Origin of the sequence: Microbacterium sp. oral taxon 186 str. F0373 (assembly GCF_000411455.1) — a bacterium.
GTDB lineage: Bacteria > Actinomycetota > Actinomycetes > Actinomycetales > Microbacteriaceae > Microbacterium.
The window spans coordinates 2,086,406-2,107,758 of record NZ_KE150457.1 but is presented as its reverse complement, the minus strand read 5'-3'; the positions used below and the strand labels follow the sequence as shown (position 1 = coordinate 2,107,758).

Sequence of the window (21,353 nt, the reverse complement as noted above, 5' to 3'; positions counted from 1 at the left end):
AAGTCCGGCGGTGTCCTACTCTCCCACAGGGTCCCCCCTGCAGTACCATCGGCGCTGTGAGGCTTAGCTTCCGGGTTCGGAATGTAACCGGGCGTTTCCCTCACGCTATGGCCGCCGAAACACTATTGATGTTTCATCAAGCACACAACAATCAAACGAGTGATGTTTGTGTGTGTTCTCGACCGTACATCGAGAACCACTCAGTGGACGCAAGCACCAAAACGGTGTGTTATCAAGTCATCGGCTTATTAGTACCGGTCAGCTTCACGTGTTGCCACGCTTCCACATCCGGCCTATCAACCCAGTAGTCTGGCTGGGAGCCTCTCACCCGAAGGTATGGAAATCTCATCTTGAGGCCGGCTTCCCGCTTAGATGCTTTCAGCGGTTATCCATCCCGAACGTAGCTAACCAGCGGTGCTCCTGGCGGAACAACTGGCACACCAGAGGTTCGTCCAACCCGGTCCTCTCGTACTAGGGTCAGATCCTCTCAAATTTCCTACGCGCGCAGCGGATAGGGACCGAACTGTCTCACGACGTTCTAAACCCAGCTCGCGTACCGCTTTAATGGGCGAACAGCCCAACCCTTGGGACCTACTCCAGCCCCAGGATGCGACGAGCCGACATCGAGGTGCCAAACCATGCCGTCGATATGGACTCTTGGGCAAGATCAGCCTGTTATCCCCGAGGTACCTTTTATCCGTTGAGCGACAGCGCTTCCACAAGCCACTGCCGGATCACTAGTCCCGACTTTCGTCCCTGCTCGACCTGTCAGTCTCACAGTCAAGCTCCCTTGTGCACTTACACTCGCCACCTGATTGCCAACCAGGTTGAGGGAACCTTTGGGCGCCTCCGTTACTTTTTGGGAGGCAACCGCCCCAGTTAAACTACCCACCAGGCACTGTCCCTGAACCGGATTACGGTTCGAAGTTAGATATCCAGAGTGACCAGAGTGGTATTTCAACAATGACTCCACGGTAACTAGCGTCACCGCTTCACAGTCTCCCACCTATCCTACACAAGCCACACCGAACACCAATACCAAGCTGTAGTAAAGGTCACGGGGTCTTTCCGTCCTGCTGCGCGTAACGAGCATCTTTACTCGTAATGCAATTTCGCCGAGTTCGCGGTTGAGACAGTTGGGAAGTCGTTACGCCATTCGTGCAGGTCGGAACTTACCCGACAAGGAATTTCGCTACCTTAGGATGGTTATAGTTACCACCGCCGTTTACTGGGGCTTAAATTCTCAGCTTCGCCTTGCGGCTAACCGGTCCTCTTAACCTTCCAGCACCGGGCAGGCGTCAGTCCGTATACATCGTCTTGCGACTTGGCACGGACCTGTGTTTTTAATAAACAGTCGCTACCCACTAGTCTCTGCGGCCACCACACCCTTTTTGAGGCAAGCTCATATAAGCGGATGGCCCCCCTTCTCCCGAAGTTACGGGGGCATTTTGCCGAGTTCCTTAACCACGATTCTCTCGATCTCCTTGGTATTCTCTACCTGACCACCTGAGTCGGTTTGGGGTACGGGCAGCTAGAACCTCGCGTCGATGCTTTTCTTGGCAGCATAGGATCACCCACTTTTTATCCGCATCGTGTCTCAGCCTTAACGAGTCACGGATTTGCCTATGACTCGGCCTACGCACTTGCACCAGGACAACCATCGCCTGGCTTGGGCTACCTTCCTGCGTCACACCTGTTAATACGCTAACCGCACCAGCATGGGGTCGTGCGCTAGCCCTGAAGCTCTCACCCCGAAGGGATCGATACGACAGGATTCGGGCACTTAGCACCACTGGATTAGCTTGGGCGGTTCTTCGCCGGTACGGGAATATCAACCCGTTGTCCATCGACTACGCCTGTCGGCCTCGCCTTAGGTCCCGACTTACCCAGGGAAGATTAGCTTGACCCTGGAACCCTTGGTCTTTCGGAGGACGTGTTTCTCACACGTCTTTCGCTACTCATGCCTGCATTCTCACTCGTGTAGCCTCCACGGCTGGTTCACACCGCCGCTTCGCTGGCCACACGACGCTCTCCTACCCATCAACACGGCTGGACCACGAAGGCCTACCAAAAATGTCAATGCCACAACTTCGGTGGCGTGCTTGAGCCCCGTTACATTGTCGGCGCGGAATCACTTGACCAGTGAGCTATTACGCACTCTTTCAAGGGTGGCTGCTTCTAAGCCAACCTCCTGGTTGTCAAGGCAACTCCACATCCTTTCCCACTTAGCACGCGCTTTGGGACCTTAGTTGGTGGTCTGGGTTGTTTCCCTCTCGACTATGAAGCTTATCCCCCACAGTCTCACTGCTGCGCTCTCACTTACCGGCATTCGGAGTTTGGCTGACGTCAGTAACCTTGTAGGGCCCATCGGCCATCCAGTAGCTCTACCTCCGGCAAGAAACACGCAACGCTGCACCTAAATGCATTTCGGAGAGAACCAGCTATCACGAAGTTTGATTGGCCTTTCACCCCTATCCACAGCTCATCCCCTCAGTTTTCAACCTAAGTGGGTTCGGCCCTCCACGACGTCTTACCGTCGCTTCAGCCTGGCCATGGATAGATCACTTCGCTTCGGGTCTAGGACACGCGACTGAATCGCCCTATTCAGACTCGCTTTCGCTACGGCTACCCCACACGGGTTAACCTCGCCACGTATCGCTAACTCGCAGGCTCATTCTTCAAAAGGCACGCTGTCACCCCTACTAAGGAGGCTCCAACGGTTTGTAAGCAAACGGTTTCAGGTACTATTTCACTCCCCTCCCGGGGTACTTTTCACCTTTCCCTCACGGTACTTGTCCGCTATCGGTCATCTGGGAGTATTTAGGCTTATCAGGTGGTCCTGACAGATTCACACGGGATTTCTCGGGCCCCGTGCTACTTGGGATACTCTTCGCGCCAAGAGAAGCATTTCGACTACGGGGTTCGCACCCTCTATGACCCGCCTTTCAATGCGGTTCGTCTATACCTTCTTGTAACGCCGACACATCGGCAGACATGTCTGAAAAGTCCCACAACCCCCAACGTGCAACGCCTGCCGGCTATCACACACGCTAGGTTTAGCCTGTTCCGGTTTCGCTCGCCACTACTAACGGAATCGCGGTTGCTTTCTCTTCCTGTGGGTACTGAGATGTTTCACTTCCCCACGTTCCCTCTACCCGCCCTATATATTCAGGCGGGAGTCACCAGGTACGCACGCGCCCTGGCGGGGTTTCCCCATTCGGACACCCTCGGATCAAAACTTGCTTATCAGTTCCCCGAGGCTTATCGCAGATTGCTACGTCCTTCTTCGGCTCCAGATGCCAAGGCATCCACCGTTTGCTCTTAAAGACTTGAAATCACATGAGTTCGAATCGTCAAAAAATTGACTAATGATCTTTAAGATCATCTTCACGAGATGAAAAATCATCTCGAAGATGCTCGCGTCCACTGTGTAGTTCTCAAAGTACGGGCGGTACCCTCCCCGCACCAGCACCAGCCGGCAACAGAAAGAGTCCTGAGGTTCGTCTGCTCCCCATCCGAAGATGAAAGCGCATCCGGTCCCTCAGGACCCAACAGCGTGCATGTGCCGACTCAATCACCCCGAGCTTTCCCAACCCGAAGGCCGTACTCACCCGAGACTCAATCCCCGACACCTCATCAAATGTTCCACCCATGAGCTCCCTGCAGAGACATTCGCTCTGATCAGGGCTCTGTCACTCCGAAGAGCGCAGTGCTCCTTAGAAAGGAGGTGATCCAGCCGCACCTTCCGGTACGGCTACCTTGTTACGACTTAGTCCTAATTACCGATCCCACCTTCGACGGCTCCCTCCACAAGGGTTGGGCCACCGGCTTCAGGTGTTACCGACTTTCATGACTTGACGGGCGGTGTGTACAAGACCCGGGAACGTATTCACCGCAGCGTTGCTGATCTGCGATTACTAGCGACTCCGACTTCATGAGGTCGAGTTGCAGACCTCAATCCGAACTGGGACCGGCTTTTTGGGATTCGCTCCACCTTACGGTATTGCAGCCCTTTGTACCGGCCATTGTAGCATGCGTGAAGCCCAAGACATAAGGGGCATGATGATTTGACGTCATCCCCACCTTCCTCCGAGTTGACCCCGGCAGTATCCCATGAGTTCCCACCATTACGTGCTGGCAACATAGAACGAGGGTTGCGCTCGTTGCGGGACTTAACCCAACATCTCACGACACGAGCTGACGACAACCATGCACCACCTGTTTACGAGTGTCCAAAGAGTTCTACATTTCTGCAGCGTTCTCGTATATGTCAAGCCTTGGTAAGGTTCTTCGCGTTGCATCGAATTAATCCGCATGCTCCGCCGCTTGTGCGGGTCCCCGTCAATTCCTTTGAGTTTTAGCCTTGCGGCCGTACTCCCCAGGCGGGGAACTTAATGCGTTAGCTGCGTCACGGAATCCGTGGAATGGACCCCACAACTAGTTCCCAACGTTTACGGGGTGGACTACCAGGGTATCTAAGCCTGTTTGCTCCCCACCCTTTCGCTCCTCAGCGTCAGTTACGGCCCAGAGATCTGCCTTCGCCATCGGTGTTCCTCCTGATATCTGCGCATTCCACCGCTACACCAGGAATTCCAATCTCCCCTACCGCACTCTAGTCTGCCCGTACCCACTGCAGACCCGAGGTTGAGCCTCGGGATTTCACAGCAGACGCGACAAACCGCCTACGAGCTCTTTACGCCCAATAATTCCGGATAACGCTTGCGCCCTACGTATTACCGCGGCTGCTGGCACGTAGTTAGCCGGCGCTTTTTCTGCAGGTACCGTCACTTTCGCTTCTTCCCTGCTAAAAGAGGTTTACAACCCGAAGGCCGTCATCCCTCACGCGGCGTTGCTGCATCAGGCTTGCGCCCATTGTGCAATATTCCCCACTGCTGCCTCCCGTAGGAGTCTGGGCCGTGTCTCAGTCCCAGTGTGGCCGGTCACCCTCTCAGGCCGGCTACCCGTCGACGCCTTGGTGAGCCATTACCTCACCAACAAGCTGATAGGCCGCGAGCTCATCCCTGACCAAAAAATCTTTCCAACCGTTGAAGATGCCTCCACGGTTCATATCCAGTATTAGACGCCGTTTCCAGCGCTTATCCCAGAGTCAGGGGCAGATTGCTCACGTGTTACTCACCCGTTCGCCACTGATCCACCCAGCAAGCTGGGCTTCACCGTTCGACTTGCATGTGTTAAGCACGCCGCCAGCGTTCATCCTGAGCCAGGATCAAACTCTCCAAAAAGAAAAAATGCATACACCATCGGGAAAACGACAATGCAGCGAGTTTGAACTGACCAAAAGGATGCCATCACTGACAATCCATAATGCCGACACCAAAATGCCGGACTTGATCCAAAGGAATCTCACCCCACCAAAAGGCAGGGACGAGGTAATTTGGCATTTGACAAGTGCACGCTGTTGAGTTCTCAAGGATCGGACGCTCCCGCAGCTCAGCCTTCCAGCCTCGCCCGCAGGGCAACTTCACAATCTTATCCCTCTCGCGCAGCTTGTCAAATCAGCGCTTCGGGATCTCAGATCCACAGTGGCGACCGGTGACGGCTTCTGCGAGAGGATTCCCATCCTAGACCAGAAATCTTGTTCTCTCTACCGAGAGGTTTGGGATGGGGTTCGGTTCTCCGCTTGAGGGGGCGAGGCCTTCCGGCCCTTCGCTCTTCCCTGTGGGGCGAACAAGTAATAACTTACGCGGGACACCACCAACCAGCAAATCACACCCACATCCCGGGCGTGTCGCCTCATCCGCGGGGAGTCCACCCTTGCGTCACCGGCGAGATACTGGGCCTATGCGCACCCCCGCCGGTCCAGGCCCACGTTGTCCACTGTGCGGCGACCGCCTGGGCTTCGAGATCCTGGACGACGAGCGCTTCCTCGTCGCATGGTCCTGCCTGTCGTGCGGCGCGATCCGCACGACAGAGCCCGCGTAGCTCCGCGTCTGCGTGCTTCGGGGGGCGTGCTCGCTGACCTCGACCCTCTGCTGCGCGGGCTACGCCGTCGCGTACGCCGAGAACAGCGTTCCTGCGTCTCCCCCGCGTCAGAGGTCACCGTCGGCATCCGCACCCTCATCACTGCTCGTGCGTTCGGCGTGTCGATCCGAGAGCCCGTCGACGTCGTCGAAGTGGTGCAGACGTCTGATCGCGTCGGCTTCGCCTATCGAACCCTGGCCGGCCACCCCGTCTCCGGGGAAGAGGCCTTCATCGTGCACAGAGACCGCGAACACGTCGTGCTGACGATCCGCTCGCTGACCCGCGCGGCGGACGACTCTCGCTGGCGGTTCGCTTTCCCCGTTCTCCTTCTCGCCCAGAAGGTCGCACGCCGCAGGTACATGCGAGCGCTCCGCGGCACAGTCGCCGGTGAGCGCGAGGCGTCATCATCGCGCTCCTAGGGTGTAGACATGACGACCACGGCGCATCCGGACCGGCCGGCGGCATCACGCACCACCACTCGTCGCCTGCGGCGCAGTGCGTGGGTCGCGGGTCTCGTGCTCGCTGCGGCGACCATGGTGATGACGGCAGCACTGATCGTCGATACTGCATCTGATGGAGACACCGTCCTGCTCGTCGGGGGCTTCGGGTCGGAACAGCTCGTCTCCGCGGCCGCATTCTTCGCGTTCGCGGCCCTCACCGTCGGCCTGTGCGTGATTCGTGTTCCCGCCATATGGCGGCTGGTGCTTGTTCCGGCACGGGTCGCGGCCATCCTGTGCACGCTGCTGGCGTCGGCCGCCACCGCGCTCTCCGGTCCGCTGACCGTGAGTCCCCTCGTGACCGACTCCTGCGACACCGGGTATGTCGTCGCGGAGCGCTCGTTCCTTCTGTCCGGCAGCGGATCCGTCTACCGCACCGAGGGGATCCTCGCCACCAGAGTGGCTCGCACGGTCGGCGACGACGGATACCAGCCGATCGCGGACGGCAACTACATTGCGACCACCGAGGACGGCATCGTCCGCGTCTGGTACAACAACAATCGCTCCGTCGCGCCCGCGCCGCCCTCCGCCGCCGGCACTCCCGCCTTCACCCTCCCGGAACGGCGCGATCGCACACCGACGTGCGACATCGACGTGGCGCCGCCCGCCGGTGCGCGACCGACGACACCCGCCTCACCACTCGTCCTGCCCGGAACCCGGGCCGACGTCGTGGAGATGCTGCGCAGATCGCTGGCCGCTTCTGTGGGGCCCGTCCGCGCAGCAGATGGCACCGCGATCATCCCCGAAGCCGTCCCCCTGAGCACGTCCGCATGCGGAACCGCCGGCTCAGCGTCATCGCTCTCCCTCGAGTTTCAGACCAGCGACAACGCCGCCACTCTGACGCAGCTCCTCCGGGTGTGGGATGCCGCGGGCTACCTCCCGGACAGGGCGCTGCACGAGGACATCCGCTACAGCCTCGACCTTCCGATCGAATCGATGAGCATTCGTGACTCGACGAGCATCGACGGACTCCTGCGGATCAGAATCGTCGGACGGTGCGGCACCGTCTGACGGGAAGACCGTCGGGCCCGGCTCCGTGCAGCGTTTCGCGCTCTTCGTCAGACGTTGAAGCGAAACTCCACGACGTCGCCGTCCTGCATGACGTAGTCCTTGCCCTCCAGGCGCGCCTTGCCCTTCGCGCGCGCCTCGGCGACAGACCCGAGCGTGACGAGGTCGTCGAACGAGATCACCTCGGCCTTGATGAAGCCCTTCTCGAAGTCGGTGTGGATCACCCCGGCGGCCTGCGGCGCCTTCCACCCCTTGCCGATCGTCCACGCTCGCGCTTCCTTCGGACCCGCCGTCAAGTACGTCTGCAGCCCCAGCGTGTCGAAACCGATGCGCGCCAGCTGGTCGAGGCCGGACTCGTCCTGCCCGGTGGAGGCAAGCAACTCCGCCGCCTCCTCGGGGTCGAGATCGATCAGCTCCGACTCGATCTTCGCGTCGAGGAACACCGCCTTCGCCGGCGCGACGAGCGCGGCCAGCTCGGCCTTGCGGGCGGCATCCGTCAACACCGCCTCATCGACGTTGAAGACGAAGATGAACGGCTTCGCGGTGAGCAGGCCCAGCTCCTTGATGGGGGCGAGGTCGATCCCGGATGCCGAGAGCAGCACGCCGCGCTGCAGTGCATCGCGCGCCGCGACGGCGGCTTCGAGAACGGCCGGGTCGAGCTTCTTGCCGCGCACTTCCTTCTCGTAGCGGACGATCGCCTTCTCGAGCGTCTCGAGGTCGGCCAGCTGCAGCTCGGCGTTGATGGTCTCCATGTCGGATGCCGGGTCGACCTTGCCGTCCACGTGCACCACGTCGGAGTCCGCGAAGCCGCGCACCACCTGTGCGATGGCATCGGCTTCACGAATGTTCGCCAGGAACTTATTTCCCAAGCCCTCGCCCTCGCTCGCGCCGCGGACGATGCCCGCGATGTCGACGAACGAGACGGCGGCCGGAAGGGTGCGCTCGCTGCCGAAGACCTCGGCGAGCTTGTCCAGCCGAGGATCGGGAAGATTCACGACGCCCACGTTGGGCTCGATCGTCGCGAACGGATAATTCGCGGCGAGAACCTGGTTCTTCGTCAGTGCGTTGAACAGGGTCGACTTGCCGACGTTGGGAAGACCCACGATTCCGATGGTAAGAGCCACGGGGGTCAAGTCTACGGGGGTGAGCACACCCTCCTCTCCCGCGCCGCCCTGGTTCGTCACCACATCCGACCCGCGACTAAAGTAAGGGTTACCTATCTTCAAAAGAGAGTGCCGTTATGCCTGTGTCTTTCCCTCGCCGTCTCGCGGCGGCATCCGTTCTCGTCATCGCCGCGCTGGGGCTGTCCGCCTGCGCGGGCTCCACCGCGCCCGGCGCATCCTCCTCCACGGATTCGTCCAGCCTTAGCGGCACGTCGATCACCGTCTACAACGCGCAGCACGAAGAACTCACCCAAGCGTGGGCGGACGCCTTCACGAAGAAGACCGGTATCGAGGTGGTACTGCGCAACGGCAGCGACTCCGAGCTCGGAAACCAGATCGTTCAGGAGGGCTCCGCCTCACCGGCCGACGTCTTCCTCACCGAGAACTCCCCCGCCATGTCCCTCGTCGAGAACGCGGGTCTGCTCGCCCCGGTCGACGCCGCGACGCTGGCAAACGTCCCCACGCAGTACCGCCCCGCGAGTGGCGATTGGACAGGGATCGCAGCACGGTCGACGGTGATGGTCTACAACCCGTCACTCATCTCCTCAGACCAGCTGCCGACATCGATCATGGACTTGCAGAAGCCGGAGTGGAAGGGACGGTGGGCGGCGTCGCCCACCGGAGCGGACTTCCAGGCGATCGTCTCCGCCATCCTGCAGGAGAAGGGCGAGGACGCGACGGCCGCGTGGCTCACCGCCATGAAAGAGAACGTCTCTGCGTACAAGGGCAACAGCACCGTCATGAAGGCCGTCAACGCCGGTGAGATCCCGCTCGGCGTTATCTACCACTACTACTGGTTCATCGATCAGGCCAAGACGAAGGAGAACAGCGCCAACACGAAACTGGCCTACTTCGGCGCCCAGGACCCGGGGGCGTTCGTCAGCGTGTCGGGCGGAGGCGTGCTCGCCTCGAGCAAGAACGCCGCCGCCGCGCAGCGGTTCCTCGCCTTCATCACCGGCCCGGACGGACAGCAGGTTCTCCGCGACGGCACGAGCTTCGAGTATGCGATCGGCAGCGACGTCGCCTCCAACCCGGCCCTGCCGCCGCTGAGCTCTCTGCAGCCGCCGGCGATCGACCCCTCGACGCTGAACAGCAAGAAGGTCACCGACCTCATGACGGCCGCGGGGCTGATCTGAGCCTCGCCACCGCCGACCGCCCTGCGGTCAGCCCACCCGCGCAGCGGCACCGCGTGCTCACCACGCCGGTGCCGCTGCTGGCGCTCGCCGTCGTCGCGGCGGCGCTGCTGCTCGTCCCCGTCGGCTTCGTCGTGTGGGTCGCCATCTCGGAGGGCTGGTCGCAGCTGAGCGCCCAGGTGTTCCGCCCCCGGGTCGGCGAGCTGCTCGCCAACACCCTCGGTCTGCTCGTTCTCGCCGTGCCGCTGTGCGTCGCGGTGGGCGTCGGCGCGGCCTGGGCCGTGGAACGCACGGCCCTGCCCGGCCGGAAGATCTGGGCGATCGCGCTCGCCTCCCCGTTGGCGATGCCCGCCTTCGTCAGCGGATACGGCTGGATCTCCGCCGTGCCCTCTCTTCAGGGACTCGGCGGTGGAGTGCTGATCGCCGTCGGCGCCTACTATCCGCTCGTCTACCTCCCGGCCCTGGCCACGCTGCGACGCCTCGATCCGGCGCTCGAGGAGTCGGCGCGCTCGCTCGGGCTCAGTCCCCTCGCAACCTTCTGGCGGGTGGTCCTCCCCCAACTGCGCGTGGCGATTCTCGGCGGCGGACTCGTCGTCGCGCTTCACCTGCTCGCAGAGTACGGCGCCTTCGCACTGCTGCGCTTCGACACCTTCACGACGGCGATCGTCAGCCAGTTCCAGTCCAGCTTCGCCGGCCCCGCAGCCAACGCGCTCGGCGTCGTCCTCGCGGCCCTCTGCCTCGTGCTGCTCGTCGGTGAAGCGAGCGCTCGCGGTCGGCTGCGGTACGCGCGGATCGGACGCGGCGCCGCGCGGCCCGCCGTCCCCTGCCGGCTGGGTCGGGCGGCGATCCCCGTCACGGCGGTGCTCAGCGGCATCCTGATCCTCGCCGTCGGCATTCCCGGCGCGAGCCTGCTGCGGTGGGCGCTGCGCCCCGAGGGCTGGCAGAGCATCCATCTGCTGCCGGCACTCACCCAGACCCTTCTGCTGTCGGGCGGCGGAGCGCTCGCCGCGACCGTCGTCGCCCTCCCCTGCGCCTGGTTGAGCGTGCGGCACCCCAGCCGCCTCGCCCGCGGCATCGAGGGCGCGATGTACCTCGCCAGCAGCCTGCCGACGATCATCGTCGCGCTCGCGCTGGTCACGGTGACTCTTCGCGTCGTTCCCGGGCTGTACCAGACCCCCGCAACCGTCATCGCGGCCTACGTCATCGTGTTCCTCCCCCGTGCACTGGTGAGCCTCCGCAGCGGCTTGGCGCAGGTGCCCCCGCGCCTCGAGGAAGCAGCGCAGACCCTCGGCCGGACCCGGTTCGCGGCGACGGTCGAGGTGACGGCGCCGCTGATGGCATCGTCGTTCGGTGCGGCGTTGGCCCTCGTGGGCCTCGGCTGCGCGAACGAGCTGACGGCGACCCTCCTGCTGGCACCCAGCGGAACGCGCACCCTCGCCACCCAGTTCTGGTCGGAGACCTCGAACGCCGACTTCGTCGCCGGTGCCCCGTATGCGATCATGCTCATCGTGCTGTCGGTCCCGAGCGTAGCCCTCCTTCTCGCCGATGCCCGACGGCGGAGCGATCGATGACCTCGTTGACCGTCACGGATGCCGGTGTGCGCCTCGGCGGGGATCTCGTGCTCGCCGGCGTGCACCTGTCCGTCCCCGACGGGGAGCGACTCGCGATCGTGGGCCCGTCGGGAAGCGGCAAGTCCACACTGCTGCGCGCGATCGCCGGGTTCGAGCGCATCGCGGCCGGTGAGATCCGTCTGGGCGACGAGGTCGCCGCCACGGCGACACGCCACCTGGCCCCGCATCGGCGACGGATCGGCTACGTCGCACAGGACGGCGCCCTCTTCCCGCACCTCACCGCACGACGCAACATCGCCTTCGGCCTCCGCGGCTCAGCGAGCCGAGAGCGCGCCGGTGCCGTCGCGGCCGCTGCAGCGCTCGCCGGTATCGAGCCCGAACTCCTCGACCGCTATCCCCACGAGATCTCCGGGGGTCAGCAGCAGCGCGTCTCTCTCGCTCGCGCTCTCGCCCCGCACCCGCGGGTGCTTCTGCTCGACGAGCCTTTCAGCGCGCTCGACACCGAACTGCGCGCGCAGGTGCGCACACAGGTCGTCGATGCGCTGACGCGGGCGCAGGTGACGAGCGTCCTCGTGACCCACGACCCCGAAGAAGCACTCGCCTTCGGGCACTCCGTCGCCGTCCTCGACGACCGACGGCTGCAGCAGGCCGGTGTCTGCGCGGACGTGTTCTCGCGTCCTGTCTCGGCATCCGTGGCGCGTCTGCTCGGCGACACGGTCCTGCTCGCGGGCGCGAAGACCGCGACCGGTGGGTTCCGCTGCCCCCTCGGCACGCTCACCGTGGATGCCGACTTCTCCGACGGCTCATCGATGGTCGTCGCCATGGTGCGCCCGACTCAACTCAGACTGACGACGGATGCCGGGGCGGCGCCTGCCCGTGTGATCGCCATCGCGGTCGTGGGCGCGACAGCCACCGCCACGATCGCCTGCGCCGACGGCACCACGGTCGGCGTGCCGCTGCGCGCCGTCGGCTCGCCGCTGCCCGCCGTCGGCGACGACGTCCGGATCACCGTCGACGGCGGCACCGTCGTCTACGCGGCCTGACACCTCGGCGCGGCGTCCGCTCGCTCATCGGCGGATGCTGCGGAACGCCTCGGTGCGATACGGCAGATCGATGATCTCGACCCCGTCCTCACCCCGGTGACACGACGCGGCGAAGAGCTCCTCGACCTCGGCGAGGATGCGGTCCCGCTCCGACGGCGTGGCGGTGATGACGTAGCTGCGCGAGCGCACCATGGCCGCGAGCTCTGACCGCGTCAGTCGTCGCGACCATCGCCAGCTCTCATGCTCGAGCGCGCCGAAGGGTGCGGCGACGGCCGGCCCCGCGCCGGACAGAAGCTCTTCAGCGTGACTGCCCTTCATGATGGCGCCGAGGCGGACCACCCACGGCGTGCTCACGTCGCGGATGTTCCAGACCAGACCGAGGACGCCGCCGGGCTTCAGGACGCGTCCCACCTCGGCGGATGCCGCGACCACATCGACCCAGTGCCACGCCTGACCCAAGACGACGGCGTCGACGCTCTCATCGGGAAGGTTCATGCGTTCCGCGGCGCCGATCAGCGTCTCCACGGCCGGAAGGGCCTCTCTCAGGGTGGCGAGCATCGCGGCATCCGGTTCCACGGCGATCACGTCGGCCCCCGCATCGAGCAGCGCGGCGGTGAGCTTTCCGGTACCCGCCCCGACATCCGCAACGCGCGGATGTTCACCGGCGGGAGCCAACAACCACTCCACGGCCGCCGCCGGGTACGACGGCCGGCCCGTCTGGTACTCCCCCGCCGCCGAGCCGAAGCTGAGCGCCATCTCGTCGCGTGTCGCCATGGGGCGACCCTACGCCTGCAACCTCTTGCAACCTCGACGTTCCTACCGTCGAGACATCGGGCGGAACGGCTCCGCCGAGAGGAAGTGATGTCAATGACGACTCTGACCGACACCCCTGCTGCCGCCGCGACCGAGGCGATCGCCACGACCATGCGCGCCGCGGTGGTTACCGCGCCCGGCGAGCCGCTGATCGTCTCCGACGTGCCGGTCCCGCGCCCCGGCCCCGGCCAGGCACTCGTGCGCGTGATCACCAGCGGCGTCTGCCACACCGACCTTCACGCGGCGCGCGGCGATTGGCCGGTCGCCCCGAAGGCCGATCTCATCCCCGGACACGAAGGCTACGGCGAGGTCGTCGCGCTCGGCCCCGGCGTGACGACGCTCACCGTCGGCCAGAAGGTCGGCAATGCCTGGCTGTGGTCGGCGTGCGGAACGTGCGAGTACTGCCGCACCGGATGGGAGACGCTGTGCCCGGCGCAGCAGAACGGCGGATACTCGATGGACGGGAGCTTCGGCGAGTTCATGCTCGTTGATGAGAAGTACGCCGCGCGGATCCCCGACGGCGCCGACCCGGTCGAGGTCGCCCCGATCCTCTGCGCCGGGGTCACGGTGTACAAGGGGTTGAAGATGACCGGCGTGCGACCGGGCGAGTGGGTGACCATCTCGGGCATCGGCGGGCTCGGTCACATCGCGGTGCAGTACGCACGGGCGATGGGCATGCGCGTGGCTGCCGTGGATGTCGACGACGCCAAGCTGGAACTCGCTCGCCGCCACGGCGCAGAGGTCACGGTCAACGCCGCGCAGACCGATCCCGGCGCCGCGATCTCCGAGCACACGGGAGGAACGCACGGCGTCCTCGTCACCGCGGTGCACCCTAGAGCCTTCGACCAGGCGCTCAGCGTCGTGCGGCGGGGAGCCACGATCGTCTTCAACGGTCTGCCGCCCGGGACCTTCGACGCCGACATCTTCGACATCGTGCTGCGCGCGATCACGATCCGCGGCTCGATCGTCGGAACCCGGCAGGACATGATCGAGGCGCTCGACTTCTACGCGCGCGGTCAGATCCACCCGACCGTGCACGTGGAGAACCTCGAGGACGTCAACGACATCTTCGAGCGGATGGAGAAGGGCCAGATCGACGGTCGCATCGTCATGCGGTACTGATCCGGCCGCAACGACCGGCGGGGAGCGAGCGCAGCAGGTTCGCTCCCCGCTCGGCACGTCGGGGCCACGTGCGCCCCGCGGCGCGCCTGCCGCCGCCGCGGGGCATCGACGCGCACAGTAGAGCTGTGGCCTTGGACTTCACCGCGATCGACTTCGAGACGGCGAACTCTTCGAGCGCCTCGGCGTGCGCCGTCGGTCTCACGCGTGTCCGCGATGGTCGTGTCGTCGAGACGGCGGGCTGGCTCATCAAGCCCCCGCCCGGCCACGACCGGTTCTTCGAGCTGAACATCGGCATCCACGGCATCCATCCCGAGGATGTCGTCGATGCGCCGGCGTGGGTCGACCAGCTCACCGCCCTCGACGCCTTCATCGGTGACGATGTCGTCGTGGCGCACAACGCCGGTTTCGACATGAGCGTCCTGCGACGCGCCTGCGAGGCGACGGATGCCGCGTGTCCGTCGTACCGCTACCTGTGCAGCCTGCAGATCGCCCGCAAGACCTACGACCTCGCCTCGTATCGACTGCCCTCGGTAGCCGCTGCTGCGGGCTTCCTCGACTTCGCCCACCATGACGCCGCGTCCGACGCGCTCGCCTGCGCGCACATCATGATCGACGCGGCGGCCCGTGCCGGTGTGCACGACGTCGTCGAACTCGCCATGCTGCTCGGCGTGCGCGTCCCCCGCCTCGCCGGCAGCGGTCGGCTCACACCCGTCGCCGGCCCGGTCGGCTGAACGGCCCCTCACGCGGACTCACCGCGCGGCGCCCGTCGATGTCGGAGGGGTGCGCCACTGTGGAGTCATGGACGCCTTCATCGTCATCGTCGTCGGAGTTCTCTGCCTGATCGCCGGCGCCGTCGGAGGTTGGATCACCGCCGGCGCGCGCGCCGCAGAGCGCACCGCGCGCGAGAACGCAGATCTGGCGGCACGGCTGGCTGCCGCGGAGACCTCCGCTCGCGCCCTGAACGTGCAGCTCGAGCATGAGCGCACGCTCACCCGGGATCTCGGCGCTCAGGCCCGTGCTGACCTCAGCGCGCAGCAGGAACGTGAACGCCGCGATCAACTGGTCCTTCGCGCGCTGGCGCCGGTGCAGGAGTCCCTGCAGACGATGCAGCAGAAGGTGACCGACCTCGAACGCGATCGCCAGAGTCAGTACGGCTCTCTCGTCGAGCAGCTGCGCGCGGCCCGCGCCAGCGATGAGGCGCTCCGGGCGACCACCGAGTCCCTCGCGGGCGCCCTGCGTTCCAACGTGACACGCGGCGTCTGGGGCGAGACGCAGTTGCGGCGCGTGGTCGAATCAGCGGGGCTGACCCGCTACGTCGACTTCGATCTGCAGACGTCGGTGACCTCCCACGCCGGCGATGGCAGACCCGACATGATCGTTCGCCTGCCGGGCGGAATGTCGCTGGCGGTCGACGCCAAGGTGCCTCTCGATGCGTACATCGAAGCCTCGGCGATTGCGATCACCGCGACCGGCGAGGAGGCCACCCGTCGTGCGGGTCTGCTCCAACGTCATGTGCGGGCCGTCCGCGCCCATGTCGACGCCCTCGCCAAGAAGTCGTACTGGTCGGGACTGGACTCGAGCCCCGAGTTCGTCGTGTGCTTCCTGCCGAACGAGGCGTTGCTCGCGACCGCACTCGAGGAGGATCCGACGCTGCTCGATCACGCGTTCCGCCAGCGTGTGGCGCTCGCCTCTCCCGTGAACCTGTGGGCCGTCCTGAAGACGGTGGCCTACACCTGGACCCAGCAGGAGGTCTCCACGGAGGCCCGCCGCCTCTTCGAGCTGGGAACCGAGCTGTATCAGCGGCTGGGAGGACTTGCCGGGCACGCCGAGGATCTCCGCCGCGCCATCGAGCGAACGGTCGACACCTATAACCGCTTCACCGGATCACTCGAGTCGCGCGTGCTCGTCACGGCACGGAAGTTCCCCGGGATCGACGAGACGAAGCTGGATGCCGCGGCTGCTCCCGCGTCGATCGAGAAGACACCGCGAAAGCTCGTCGCCCCGGAGCTGATGGTGGACTCGGCCGACGCCGACGCCGACGAAGCCGCAACGGGTATCGCAGCAGATCTCGGCTCGCTCAGGGACCGGCTGTGAACGGAGGCGCGCTCAGGCGGGAAACAGGTTGAGCAGCCCGACGACAGACAGGGAGACCGCGACGAACGCGCCGATCATCCACCACGCACTGACCTGGTGACCATCCGGCATCCGGCGACGCAACAGCACGTCGGGTCGGCGTGCGGGGTCCACGGGAACGCTCACCTGACCCGTTCTGGGACTGCTGGATGCTGCGGACATGTGACCCCCGGACTGCGTGGAAACGTCTGTGTCGCCGGTGACACCGTTGCCCATTGTGCCAGAGGTACGGCTGTCGCGTCGCCCATACCGGGCGCGCCGCGCCGATGATCTGGTCCGCGCTCAGAGCCACTTCGACGTGAGATGCTCCGAGGAGATGCGCCGCAGCGTGCCCGAAGCCCCCCGCAGAACGACGCTCTCCGTATAGACGAAGTCGCCGTCGCGGCGAACACCGGCGACGAGTTCACCGTTCGTGACGCCGGTGGCCACGAAGATCGTGTTGCGCCCGGTGACCAGTTCGTCGGCCTCGTAGACGTACCCGTCGAGCTTCAGACCCGCATCGGTTCCGCGCTGCTTCTCGTCGTCGTCGCGCGGCCAGAGACGTCCTTGAATGTGGCCGCCGAGCGCCTTGATCGCGCAGGTGGTCGCGACGCCTTCGGGGCTGCCTCCGATGCCGATGCACATGTCGGTACGGGCGTTGTGCCGTGCCGCATTGATTCCGCCGGCGACGTCACCGTCGCTCATCAGCCGCGTTCCGGCGCCGGCTTCGCGGATCTCCTCGATGAGTCGGGCATGGCGCGGCCGGTTGAGCACCGAGACCACGAGCTCGTCGACCGGCTTGCCGAGCGCTTTTGCCAGCAGGCGGATGTTCTCTCCGACGGGAAGGCGAATGTCCACGACGCCCACTCCGGCGGGACCCGTGACGATCTTGTCCATGTAGAACACGCTGGACGCATCCAGCATGGAGCCGCGGTCGGAGACGGCGAGGACGGAGAGCGCGTTGTTGCGGCCTTCGGCGGTCAGCGACGTTCCGTCGATGGGATCGACGGCGACGTCGCACTGGGGGCCGCGCCCCGTTCCCACGTGTTCACCGTTGAAGAGCATGGGGGCATTGTCTTTCTCGCCCTCCCCGATGACGATGACGCCGTCGAAGTTCACCGTGGTCAGGAATGCCCGCATGGCGTCGACGGCCGCCCCGTCCGCCTTCTCTTTCTGTCCGCGACCGATGAACGGCACGGAGCGAATGGCCGCCGCCTCGGTTGCGCGCACCAATTCCATCGCCAGGTTTCGGTCGGGGTGCAAAGGGCTCATGTCCGCGGTCAGGCTCACCATGACGCCAGCCTAGGCGGCTCCGCGTCGCAGACGCGGTGTTTTCAGCCAATGCCTGAGGAAGGATGTGCACTTCTTATCGCTGTGGCAAGGCCGACCCGACGCTTTTGCCCGGCGGGGGCCTCACCGACGTGGCCGGTGCTTCGATAGGCTGAGCCAGGAATCCCCGCAGAACTGAGGAGCAGAAATGCCAGTCGCCACCCCTGAGCAGTACGCCGAGATGCTGGACCGTGCAAAGGCCGGTGGGTACGCGTTCCCCGCGATCAATGCCGCCAGCTCGCAGTCGATCAACGCGATCCTGCAGGGTCTGACCGAAGCCGGATCCGACGGCATCATCCAGGTCACCACGGGCGGGGCCGACTACTTCGCCGGCCACACCGTGAAGGGTCGCGCCACCGGCGCGCTGGCGTTCGCGAAGTTCGCGACCGAGGTCGCCAAGAACTACCCGATCACGGTGGCCCTGCACACCGACCACTGCCCCAAGCCCGCCCTGGAGGACTTCGTCCTCCCGTTGATCGCGGCATCCGAGGAAGAGGTCCGCGCCGGTCGCAACCCCATCTTCCAGTCGCACATGTGGGACGGCTCCGCCGTTGCGCTCGATGAGAACATCGCCATCGCGAAGGAACTGCTCCCTCGCATGAAGAACATCAACGCGATCCTCGAGGTCGAGATCGGCGTCGTCGGCGGCGAGGAGGACGGCGTCAAGCACGAGGGCTCCAACGAGGCGCTCTACACGACCACCGCCGACGTGTCCCGATTCGTCGACGCACTCGGCCTCGGCGAGAACGGCCGCTACATCGCCGCCCTGACGTTCGGCAACGTCCACGGCGTGTACAAGCCCGGCAACGTGAAGCTGCGTCCCGAGCTGCTCGGCGAGATCCAGGCGGGCATCGCAGAGCGCTTCGGCACCGACGCGAAGCCCCTCGACCTCGTCTTCCATGGCGGCAGCGGCTCGACGGCGGAGGAGATCGCAACCGCCGTGGCCAACGGCGTGGTGAAGATGAACATCGACACCGACACGCAGTACGCGTTCACGCGTTCGGTTGCCGGCTTCATGTTCAGCAACTACGACGGCGTGCTGAAGGTCGACGGCGAGGTGGGCAACAAGAAGGCCTACGACCCGCGCGCCTGGGGCAAGGTGGCCGAGACGGCGATGGCCGCGCGCGTCATCGAGGCCACGCAGCAGCTCGGTTCGGCTGGTCACTCGATCAGCCTCTGATCCGCATCGAAGACGCCCCCGGGAGCTCGCGCTTCCGGGGGCGTTTCTCGTGCCGTGAGCGCGCGACGTCCCGACCCGCCCGCGACGCCCCCGACTCGCGCCTCGCGGCATCCGCAGAAATCGGTGGCGCATTCGGCGTCCTCACCCCCGCGGATGCCGCTGATTGCGCCCCCTGAACCGCGCGAGCGCGCGACGCACGATGTCGACGGCTCAGGCGGGGTCGACGTACGCGTCGAGCAGCCCCGGAGCGCCGTCGGGAACATGGATCACGCTGATGGGATCGCCTGCGCGGACCGAGCCCGTGCGCACGACGCGCAGGTACGGGCCGAGCCGCCGTTCTGCCGAGAACCGCCGCACCCAGCCGCGTTCCGCCGACCTGTCGACGATGCGCACCCAGCGGGCGAAGGTCTGGCACGGTGTCCGCGGCATCGTCACCTCGACGACGGCCGTCTCCCCGATCCGCCACTGCTCGCCGATACGGGCACGATTGACGTCGAGCCCCTCGACACGGAGGTTCTCGCCGAACCACCCGGGCGGGAGAGGGGCCCTCAGCTCCGTCTCCCAGAACTCGGCGTCCTCCTGCGCGTACGCGTACAGAGCCTTGTCCGGACCACCGTGGTGCTTCCGATTCGCCTGCACATCGGCATACGCGCCGTAGCGTCCGAGGCGCACCGCCCCGTCGACGGCGGCTTTATCGATCGCCGTCACACCGAGTGATCCGGCGTCGGGGCGCAGCGCCCGCACGACGCAGACGGCGAGAAGGCGCCCCGTGTCGCTCATCGGGCGAAGTGGGCGACGATCGCGGGGTCGCCGAGCAGCGGCACCGTCAGGCACACCGTGGCGAGGATGAAGGTCACGATCGCTCCGACGAGAGGAATCCACCACGACAGCCGCCGCGCGCGCAGCGAGACCCACGACAGCAACGCGGTGAGCATCCACCCGCCGATGAAGACGAAGGCGCCGATACGACCCCACAGCTCGCCCTGCGCCGTGTTGGTGAAGGTCGCGTCGATGCCGGCGACCTGCATCCAGGTCTGTGCGAACCCGGAGAAGTCCCACAGCTGCGGCACGGCGCTGACGACGGTCACCAAGCCGTACACGAGAAGGGCGAACGTGATGATGCGGTCCGCGGCGCGCGTCGGGCGCGCGGCAGCCGTCGTGGCGGGCGCGGTGGGCGGGTGCGCGCGGCTCGGCGCCGTGTGCGGCAACGCCGGATGCGGCGAGCCGGAAGCCGTCTCGGGCTGCTGGATGCGCGCCCGCTGCTCCTCCGGGCTCGCATATTCGCCGTACTGCGGACGCGGGCGCGGCGTCTCCGCGTGCGTCGATGATCCGGTCTGCTCGGTCATCCGCGCGACCGCCCGCCCAGTGCACGGTCGTCCCGACGTCCACTCGCATCCTGGCGGAGCTCCTTGGGAAGGGAGAACATCAGATCCTCCTCCGCCGTGCGCACCTGCTCGACGTCGGCATAGCCGGCGCCCGCGAGGTCGGCCAGCACCTCTTGCACGAGCACCTCGGGCACCGAGGCGCCGCTGGTGACTCCCACCGTCTCGACGCCGTCGAGCCACTCCTGCTGGATCTCGTGGGCGTAGTCCACGCGGTAGGCCGCCTTCGCTCCGTACTCCAGCGCCACCTCGACGAGTCGGACCGAGTTGGAGGAGTTCGCCGAACCGACGACGATGACGAGGTCGGCATCCTTGGCGACCTTCTTGATGGCGACCTGGCGGTTCTGCGTGGCGTAGCAGATGTCGTCCGACGGCGGATCCTGCAGTTCGGGGAAGCGCTCGCGCAGGCGGCGGACCGTCTCCATGGTCTCGTCGACCGACAGCGTCGTCTGCGACAGCCAGACGACCTTCGCCGGATCCTTGACGACGACGCGGTCGGCTTCCTCGGGCGAGTTGACGACGGTGACGTGCTCGGGGGCCTCTCCTGCCGTTCCCTCGACCTCTTCATGGCCGTCGTGGCCGATGAGCAGGATCTCGAAGTCGTCGCGGGCGAAGCGCACCGCCTCGCGGTGCACCTTCGTCACGAGGGGACAGGTGGCGTCGATGGCCTGAAGGCCCCGATCGGATGCCGCGTTCACGACAGCCGGCGAGACGCCGTGCGCGCTGAAGACGACGTGGGCGCCTTCGGGCACTTCGTCGACCTCCTCGACGAAGACGGCCCCCTTCGCCTCGAGCTCGGTGACGACGTGGATGTTGTGCACGATCTGCTTGCGCACGTAGACGGGCGCGCCGTAGCGCTCCAGCGCCTTCTCGACCGCGATCACGGCGCGGTCGACGCCGGCGCAGTACCCTCGCGGCGAGGCGAGGAGGACCCGCTTGTGTCCGGGGACTGGGTTATCCTGAAGCCGTCCGCGCGGGCCTGGAATGTGGGGCGTCGGAAGACGGATGGCTGTGCTGC

General features: G+C 65.3%; 16 protein-coding genes and 3 rRNA genes. 9 read left to right on the top strand and 10 right to left on the bottom strand.

Annotated features, from left to right (window positions below):
• Positions 1–2: 2 nt before the first annotated feature.
• The 3 genes from rrf to HMPREF1529_RS09835 all read right to left on the bottom strand — a co-directional run bounded on the left by rrf (position 3) and on the right by HMPREF1529_RS09835 (position 5,243).
• Positions 3–119: ribosomal RNA gene (gene rrf / locus HMPREF1529_RS09845) — 5S ribosomal RNA — on the bottom strand.
• A gap of 109 nt (positions 120–228) precedes the next feature.
• Positions 229–3,335: ribosomal RNA gene (locus tag HMPREF1529_RS09840) — 23S ribosomal RNA — on the bottom strand.
• Between the two features lie 385 nt (positions 3,336–3,720).
• Positions 3,721–5,243, bottom strand: a 16S ribosomal RNA gene (locus HMPREF1529_RS09835).
• The 16S, 23S and 5S rRNA genes sit together here, the layout of an rRNA operon.
• Before the next feature lie 651 nt (positions 5,244–5,894).
• Between HMPREF1529_RS09835 and HMPREF1529_RS09830 the strand changes: the two genes are divergently transcribed.
• Complete coding sequence (locus tag HMPREF1529_RS09830; protein WP_005052632.1) at positions 5,895–6,401, top strand: DUF1990 family protein; 507 nt, start codon at positions 5,895–5,897, stop codon at positions 6,399–6,401.
• Between the two features lie 9 nt (positions 6,402–6,410).
• The gene (locus tag HMPREF1529_RS09825) at positions 6,411–7,490 is read left to right on the top strand and encodes a hypothetical protein (protein WP_016464696.1); all 1,080 of its coding nucleotides are present in this window, start codon (positions 6,411–6,413) and stop codon (positions 7,488–7,490) included.
• Positions 7,491–7,537: 47 nt separating this feature from the next.
• Here the strand turns inward: HMPREF1529_RS09825 and ychF are convergent, their stop codons facing one another.
• Positions 7,538–8,611, bottom strand: a complete 1,074-nt coding sequence (gene ychF, locus HMPREF1529_RS09820; protein WP_036283135.1) for a redox-regulated ATPase YchF — start codon at positions 8,609–8,611, stop codon at positions 7,538–7,540.
• 116 nt (positions 8,612–8,727) lie between these two features.
• Between ychF and HMPREF1529_RS09815 the strand changes: the two genes are divergently transcribed.
• The 3 genes from HMPREF1529_RS09815 to HMPREF1529_RS09805 are packed head-to-tail and all read left to right on the top strand — an operon-like array spanning position 8,728 to position 12,397.
• The gene (locus tag HMPREF1529_RS09815) at positions 8,728–9,786 is read left to right on the top strand and encodes an iron ABC transporter substrate-binding protein (RefSeq protein WP_016464695.1); all 1,059 of its coding nucleotides are present in this window, start codon (positions 8,728–8,730) and stop codon (positions 9,784–9,786) included.
• Between the two features lie 53 nt (positions 9,787–9,839).
• On the top strand, positions 9,840–11,354 hold the full coding sequence (locus tag HMPREF1529_RS09810; RefSeq protein WP_016464694.1) for an ABC transporter permease: 1,515 nt from the start codon (positions 9,840–9,842) through the stop codon (positions 11,352–11,354).
• Positions 11,351–12,397, top strand: coding sequence for an ABC transporter ATP-binding protein (locus HMPREF1529_RS09805; protein ID WP_016464693.1), 1,047 nt, complete (start codon positions 11,351–11,353; stop codon positions 12,395–12,397). Before HMPREF1529_RS09810 ends, HMPREF1529_RS09805 begins: the two co-directional genes overlap by 4 nt.
• Positions 12,398–12,421: 24 nt before the next feature.
• On the opposite strand, the gene HMPREF1529_RS09800 is transcribed toward HMPREF1529_RS09805, so the two are convergent.
• Positions 12,422–13,171, bottom strand: coding sequence for a class I SAM-dependent methyltransferase (locus HMPREF1529_RS09800; protein WP_016464692.1), 750 nt, complete (start codon positions 13,169–13,171; stop codon positions 12,422–12,424).
• 93 nt (positions 13,172–13,264) lie between these two features.
• Between HMPREF1529_RS09800 and adhP the strand changes: the two genes are divergently transcribed.
• From adhP to HMPREF1529_RS09785, 3 genes are all read left to right on the top strand, one after another.
• Entirely contained in the window at positions 13,265–14,332 is a 1,068-nt protein-coding gene (gene adhP / locus HMPREF1529_RS09795; protein WP_016464691.1) for an alcohol dehydrogenase AdhP, read from the top strand.
• A 125-nt stretch (positions 14,333–14,457) separates the two neighbouring features.
• Positions 14,458–15,063, top strand: coding sequence for a 3'-5' exonuclease (locus tag HMPREF1529_RS09790; RefSeq protein ID WP_016464690.1), 606 nt, complete (start codon positions 14,458–14,460; stop codon positions 15,061–15,063).
• A gap of 67 nt (positions 15,064–15,130) precedes the next feature.
• Complete coding sequence (locus HMPREF1529_RS09785; protein WP_016464689.1) at positions 15,131–16,426, top strand: DNA recombination protein RmuC; 1,296 nt, start codon at positions 15,131–15,133, stop codon at positions 16,424–16,426.
• A gap of 12 nt (positions 16,427–16,438) precedes the next feature.
• Here the strand turns inward: HMPREF1529_RS09785 and HMPREF1529_RS16315 are convergent, their stop codons facing one another.
• Positions 16,439–16,591: a hypothetical protein gene (locus HMPREF1529_RS16315; RefSeq protein ID WP_231860872.1), complete on the bottom strand. Its 153-nt coding sequence runs from the start codon at positions 16,589–16,591 to the stop codon at positions 16,439–16,441.
• A gap of 156 nt (positions 16,592–16,747) precedes the next feature.
• Complete coding sequence (glpX, locus tag HMPREF1529_RS09775; RefSeq protein ID WP_016464688.1) at positions 16,748–17,737, bottom strand: class II fructose-bisphosphatase; 990 nt, start codon at positions 17,735–17,737, stop codon at positions 16,748–16,750.
• Positions 17,738–17,921: 184 nt separating this feature from the next.
• Here glpX and fbaA point away from each other — a divergent pair, with 184 nt between their 5' ends.
• Positions 17,922–18,953: a class II fructose-bisphosphate aldolase gene (fbaA, locus tag HMPREF1529_RS09770; protein ID WP_005052602.1), complete on the top strand. Its 1,032-nt coding sequence runs from the start codon at positions 17,922–17,924 to the stop codon at positions 18,951–18,953.
• A gap of 210 nt (positions 18,954–19,163) precedes the next feature.
• On the opposite strand, the gene HMPREF1529_RS09765 is transcribed toward fbaA, so the two are convergent.
• From HMPREF1529_RS09765 to HMPREF1529_RS09755, 3 genes are read right to left on the bottom strand one after another with little or no spacing between them, the layout of a single operon-like run.
• A complete protein-coding gene (locus HMPREF1529_RS09765; RefSeq protein ID WP_005052599.1) occupies positions 19,164–19,733 on the bottom strand; it encodes an MOSC domain-containing protein in 570 nt (189 codons plus the stop codon).
• Complete coding sequence (locus HMPREF1529_RS09760; protein ID WP_016464687.1) at positions 19,730–20,299, bottom strand: DUF6264 family protein; 570 nt, start codon at positions 20,297–20,299, stop codon at positions 19,730–19,732. The genes HMPREF1529_RS09765 and HMPREF1529_RS09760 overlap by 4 nt, the downstream gene beginning before the upstream one ends.
• Positions 20,296–21,321, bottom strand: coding sequence for a 4-hydroxy-3-methylbut-2-enyl diphosphate reductase (locus HMPREF1529_RS09755; RefSeq protein ID WP_051120855.1), 1,026 nt, complete (start codon positions 21,319–21,321; stop codon positions 20,296–20,298). Before HMPREF1529_RS09755 ends, HMPREF1529_RS09760 begins: the two co-directional genes overlap by 4 nt.
• Between the last annotated feature and the right edge of the window lie 32 nt (positions 21,322–21,353).

Bases quoted from the DNA above. Each gene is read 5' to 3' on its own strand.
- HMPREF1529_RS09830 (WP_005052632.1), top strand. From the start codon at position 5,895: ATGGTCCTGCCTGTCGTGCGGCGCGATCCGCACGACAGAGCCCGCGTA.
- HMPREF1529_RS09825 (WP_016464696.1), top strand. From the start codon at position 6,411: ATGACGACCACGGCGCATCCGGACCGGCCGGCGGCATCACGCACCACC.
- HMPREF1529_RS09815 (WP_016464695.1), top strand. From the start codon at position 8,728: ATGCCTGTGTCTTTCCCTCGCCGTCTCGCGGCGGCATCCGTTCTCGTC.
- HMPREF1529_RS09805 (WP_016464693.1), top strand. From the start codon at position 11,351: ATGACCTCGTTGACCGTCACGGATGCCGGTGTGCGCCTCGGCGGGGAT.
- HMPREF1529_RS09800 (WP_016464692.1), bottom strand. From the start codon at position 13,171: ATGGCGACACGCGACGAGATGGCGCTCAGCTTCGGCTCGGCGGCGGGG.
- adhP (WP_016464691.1), top strand. From the start codon at position 13,265: ATGACGACTCTGACCGACACCCCTGCTGCCGCCGCGACCGAGGCGATC.
- HMPREF1529_RS09785 (WP_016464689.1), top strand. From the start codon at position 15,131: ATGGACGCCTTCATCGTCATCGTCGTCGGAGTTCTCTGCCTGATCGCC.
- glpX (WP_016464688.1), bottom strand. From the start codon at position 17,737: ATGGTGAGCCTGACCGCGGACATGAGCCCTTTGCACCCCGACCGAAAC.
- fbaA (WP_005052602.1), top strand. From the start codon at position 17,922: ATGCCAGTCGCCACCCCTGAGCAGTACGCCGAGATGCTGGACCGTGCA.
- HMPREF1529_RS09765 (WP_005052599.1), bottom strand. From the start codon at position 19,733: ATGAGCGACACGGGGCGCCTTCTCGCCGTCTGCGTCGTGCGGGCGCTG.
- HMPREF1529_RS09760 (WP_016464687.1), bottom strand. From the start codon at position 20,299: ATGACCGAGCAGACCGGATCATCGACGCACGCGGAGACGCCGCGCCCG.